We start from the raw sequence: 4,521 nt of genomic DNA on the forward strand, positions 1-4,521 counted from the left end.
AGTGAATAGTAAACACCAACGAGTGGAAACTTTTCGACGGGGTGAACAGGGTTTATGGATTCTGCAAACCTATCAGCAAGAAAGTTTTAGTTTGCAGAGTATTAATCTGACGGCATCTTTTCGGGATTTATACGAGGATGTTACCCTATAGGGAATGAAAAATAATTAAGGTACAACCTCAAAAGGTTGATTTCCATACCGTCGGTAAATATAGAAATCGCTATCGAGAGTGAATATTTGTTTTTGATTAAGAACTTCAGCCATGGCTACTAAAGAAGCATCTGCTAAATCCATAGGAACATCTTGATATTGTATCATTAAGGTTTCCATTCTTGTTAGTTCATCTGAATTATGATGGTGTATTACCAGTATTTCATCTACCACATAACCCCATAATTCTTGTTGTGCGAACCAACCACCATATCGACGCAATAAATACATTGCTTCGGTAAAACAAGCGCAAGTCGTGACAAGGGGGGGCCGATAGCGAAGATAAAATGTCAACACAACGCTGATGATTTTTATCAGCTTCATTAATTAAGGCAATAAGTGGAGAAGCGTCGCAAAGAGTCATTGATGTAATGCTGATTAGTCTTGAACATCTAAAATATTTGTAAAAACTTCTTCTACTCGCTCAGATAAATCTGATGGCTGAAAATAAACTCGTCCAACTCTTCCTTTTAATTTTTGGTCTAGGGTTTCTGGAGTGGAAGAATTGGAAGATTGATTAGGTAGAATGGTCAATCTCACTCGCTGACCTGCTAATTTAGCACTATGCTGTAAAATTTCTTCCCAAGTCCCCTCTAAAGTGTTTTGTTCCATAGATATTGATTTGAATTTCGTTCTTTCCTCAGTGTAACAAGCAAAAGATAAAAAAACAAATTTCTAGATTTTTTTGTCTTATTGTTTTCTACCGGGGGGAATAAAACGGATTTCAATTCTGCGTCTGCTTGCATCTGCGTCACGATTAACCGCAGCTAATTTACCCGATGGGAGGTATAACTGTCCTGCGGAAAAAGCTCGAAATTTGACGTTTTTGAGTTTACCTGTGCTTTCGATTTCTTGGACTACTGCTAAAGCTCGCATTAATCCTAAATCAGTGTTAGAACCGGGTACTAGCATTTTAACAGATTGTTTTCTGCTGGCAACCGATTCGATATTTTTATCGAGATTACTTGTCTTCTGTATTCCTTGTCCGTCGGTGTGTCCAATTACTTGAATAAAGTCGATTTCTCTGTCTTTGGTAATGGTTTCGATAGCGGGAATAATGCGCTGACGAATATAGGTTTTTAAAGCGGGGTTTAATTGGGCACTTCCCGACTGAAATTTGAATTTTCCTGATTTTTCATCGATAACTATGGGGGTTGCTGTTTGCAGTTTTTGAAGTTTTCGATTTGCTTATTCGAGATACCTAATCAGTAGATATCTCCAAGAGTGATAAACCAATCACAGCTTGCTTTTATGCTGTGTACTAACAAAATAGTGCAACGGCTGAAATGTATGTCTTTCATTGCTAATTTAATTTTATAGAAAAACTATGGGGCAAATAAAATAATTTTTATTTAGCTCAACTCCTTTGCTGGAAACATTTTCAGTCTTAAAATAATATTATGGAGGTGTCTAATGGTCAACTGGCTATTTAATCGCTACAGTTGAATAAATTGTCTAAATCTCTTCCTTAATTCCTTCTTAGAGGCGATAATGAAGATAAATTCTTTATGTCTGCTTGTCCTATTGAATAAATTTAATCACTTATTTTTGGTGTTCTCTCTTATATTTTTGCATAAATGGGATGCTCTCGATGCTCCCGTGTTTTGATTGATTGACAAACCCCTACTTTTTGTGGATAATAAAGCAAAGACGGCCAAGAGCAACATTTGGCTTATTTTCAATAATTCTAAAAGTCGTATCTCCTAGATTATATAAAAAGGGTTGTAAATTGTAAGTTCTATCTCCTGCAAAAATTTCGTTTTCGCCAAAACTCCAATCTTTCCACCAAGACGGGGCTTGATATGGTCTTGATGAGCCAGAAATTTTTTCGGGAAACACATCAAAAATTAAGCGATAAACGCCAATTCCTTGAGGATTATTGTCAAGATTTATTAAAGCATTAAATTCTAATTGATTATTCGTAGATTGCCAATTCGTTAGTTGAAGGGGAATCAGTGAACTTTGGGGATCTAATCTTTCAAATTTTTCTTTGTTGTTATTAAAGTCACTATTACCATTGAGTTGATAACTAGCAGAATTCCCTAGGGGCAAAGTATAGGGCAGAGGATTATAGTTGAGTCTATATTTTAAAGAAGTCTCTTTTGGACTATCATTGCTCGTTTGACTAGGAATAATAAGTCGTTCTACATTTTGAGGATTCTCCACGTTTTTGATCACTATTCTACCATCATTAATTACTTGTACTCGTCTAATTCCTGATTTCTGAGGATTATCTGATGTCGGAGAAGAAGATGAAGGGGTAGGTTGTTCATTGTCATTAATTTGCAGTAAAGCAGGTTTTTCAAAAATTTGAGTGGAGAAAATAACAAAATTTTCAGCAGGAAAATTAAGTCCTGTATTTTGACTTTCCGATTTGATTTTATCGAAATATTGTTTAACCTGAGAATAGCGACCTAACACTAAGATATAAAAGGGATGATTTGTTTTAACACTGGGATAACGAATATTATCTAATCCAACATCATAAATATCCCCCCAAAATTTACTTTTGACTGGGATAATACCGACGGCGTAACCATCCTTCAGGAGATAATGATCTTTGAGTTGTGCTGCTAAGTCTTCCCATTGAGCTTTTTGTTGATATAAATCCGTCACAATAACGTAGAGGGAATTGGGCGGATCAGTCTTTTGGGGTGCGATAATTTTATGAGTGGCCGCATCTCTTAATTCAGGTCTTCCCCCACTATAAAACCAGGCAGTTTCAGCTGATTGATGATTGATCGGCTCCTTGAGTCGCTGAGTCCCAAAAACATAAAAGGTTGGAGATGGAGTAGTAGGAAAAGCTGTATTTGTCGCACTTCTTAATAATCTTAGGGTTCTAATGTAGCGACTGTTGCGATCGCTGACAAACCCTTTCATAGACGGCGTACCATCAATTTGAATGATGATTTTTTCTGGTTTGTCAGGATTTTATAACATAAATTTAGAACAGAAAAACTTGATTTATGTTTTAGTGGTTTTATATTGTAATCGATACTGTTCCTGTCTGCCATTAGTTGGATTATAATAAGTCTAGTAATAATGAACAAACAATTATGAACATTAACATAAATTTACAACACGAGGTTACATCCGAAGACTCTTATGAATTAGAATACCTTGCTATGCTAATTGAAAAAGAGTGTAACTTAACCGTAAAACAAGAAAAACTTGAATCTTTATCTAAGGTGAAGGATGGCGGATTAACGATAGGAATAGCCATTGCTAGTTTAGCCTTATCTGCTGTCGGAACTTTTATTTCAGTTTTAGCATACTGGCAATCTCAAAAACCCAGATACTCTGTTTCAATGACAATTGGAACTCAAACTTATACCATTGAAAATATTTCTCCGCAACAAATTGAAAATATTCAAACTACAATTGCTCAACTTCAGTCTAGCTCAACAGAATCAAATATTTTGGTCAACATTTATAAACAATAAATCATGAACGAAACAACAGGGAAAAGAATAGCATTTGTTGTTAATGCACGGACAGGGGATGAATTGCAGGCTGGCAACCGTGATTCATCTCGTTTGTGGACTTTGTTAACCGATCCTAATCTTGGAAGATGCGAGCCTATTTATCCGCCTCTTCACAATTGTGAGAACGAATTTTCCTTTTTAAAAGAACTAAAAGAAATTCTCAAAAAATTGAATTCTAGCGATCAATTATTGTTCTATTTCTCCGGACATGGAATTGTCAAAAATCAGCAATATTGTATTAAACTGGGCTTAGATGAAGATAGTTATTACCCTTTTAAAAATCTTATAAATCAGCTAAGAGCATCAGGAATTGAGCGTGCTATAGCGGTGTGCAGTCGTATGAGGTACAGTGTCACGAGCTATAAACCATGCTAGGCAAAGCTTGGTCTGTATCTCACTCAAGCGCTTACCGCTATATCATTATTATTGATGCTTGTCATAGTGGCAAAATCTTAAGTGAAATAGGGACTAAAAAAAACGAATTTAATCCCTTGGAAAATCTAGAACTAGAATTACCCAAAGGTATTGCTATTATTGCCTCTTGTCAAGAAAGTCAGAAGAGCTATGAATTGGCAGACAGTTCATCTAGCGTCTTCACCCATTTGTTATGTCAAGCGATAGAAGGGGGGTTAGATGGTCAAGCTACTCCCAATAGTTTAATTAGTATTTCTGATGTTATTGGATATATACAAAAACAGCTAGTGGGACTTAGACAAAAAACAAATTGAGAAAAGCCTCAACTCCAATCCCCGCTTGGGATTTACTTCGAGAAGCCCAAAATCGCTGAAACCCAGATATATCAAGGAAAATCATAAATCGAGGTTAA

Annotated in this window: 7 protein-coding genes and 1 pseudogene; 4 read left to right on the forward strand and 4 right to left on the reverse strand. The window is 35.9% G+C overall.

The window, feature by feature from the left end; genetic code table 11:
* Positions 1 to 151, forward strand: a pseudogene (locus IM477_RS16040) (Uma2 family endonuclease); the annotation flags it as partial.
* A gap of 14 nt (positions 152 to 165) precedes the next feature.
* On the opposite strand, the gene IM477_RS16045 reads toward IM477_RS16040, so the two are convergent.
* The 4 genes from IM477_RS16045 to IM477_RS16060 form a co-directional block, all read right to left on the reverse strand.
* Positions 166 to 507: a type II toxin-antitoxin system VapC family toxin gene (locus IM477_RS16045; RefSeq protein WP_287732558.1), complete on the reverse strand. Its 342-nt coding sequence runs from the start codon at positions 505 to 507 to the stop codon at positions 166 to 168.
* Between the two features lie 81 nt (positions 508 to 588).
* Positions 589 to 822 (reverse strand): hypothetical protein, encoded by a 234-nt coding sequence (locus IM477_RS16050; RefSeq protein WP_002756604.1) that lies wholly within the window; start codon positions 820 to 822, stop codon positions 589 to 591.
* 78 nt (positions 823 to 900) lie between these two features.
* Complete coding sequence (locus IM477_RS23155; RefSeq protein WP_235194908.1) at positions 901 to 1,122, reverse strand: hypothetical protein; 222 nt, start codon at positions 1,120 to 1,122, stop codon at positions 901 to 903.
* A gap of 711 nt (positions 1,123 to 1,833) precedes the next feature.
* Positions 1,834 to 3,090, reverse strand: coding sequence for a hypothetical protein (locus tag IM477_RS16060; RefSeq protein WP_287732560.1), 1,257 nt, complete (start codon positions 3,088 to 3,090; stop codon positions 1,834 to 1,836).
* 176 nt (positions 3,091 to 3,266) lie between these two features.
* Between IM477_RS16060 and IM477_RS16065 the strand changes: the two genes are divergently transcribed.
* From IM477_RS16065 to IM477_RS16075, 3 genes are read left to right on the forward strand one after another with little or no spacing between them, the layout of a single operon-like run.
* On the forward strand, positions 3,267 to 3,653 hold the full coding sequence (locus tag IM477_RS16065; protein ID WP_061430453.1) for a hypothetical protein: 387 nt from the start codon (positions 3,267 to 3,269) through the stop codon (positions 3,651 to 3,653).
* A gap of 3 nt (positions 3,654 to 3,656) precedes the next feature.
* Positions 3,657 to 4,070, forward strand: coding sequence for a hypothetical protein (locus tag IM477_RS16070; protein ID WP_287732562.1), 414 nt, complete (start codon positions 3,657 to 3,659; stop codon positions 4,068 to 4,070).
* Complete coding sequence (locus IM477_RS16075) at positions 4,064 to 4,423, forward strand: caspase family protein (RefSeq protein ID WP_287732563.1); 360 nt, start codon at positions 4,064 to 4,066, stop codon at positions 4,421 to 4,423. The genes IM477_RS16070 and IM477_RS16075 overlap by 7 nt, the downstream gene beginning before the upstream one ends.
* Positions 4,424 to 4,521: the final 98 nt, after the last annotated feature.

Origin of the sequence: Microcystis sp. M090S1 (assembly GCF_020246295.1) — a bacterium.
GTDB lineage: Bacteria > Cyanobacteriota > Cyanobacteriia > Cyanobacteriales > Microcystaceae > Microcystis > Microcystis aeruginosa.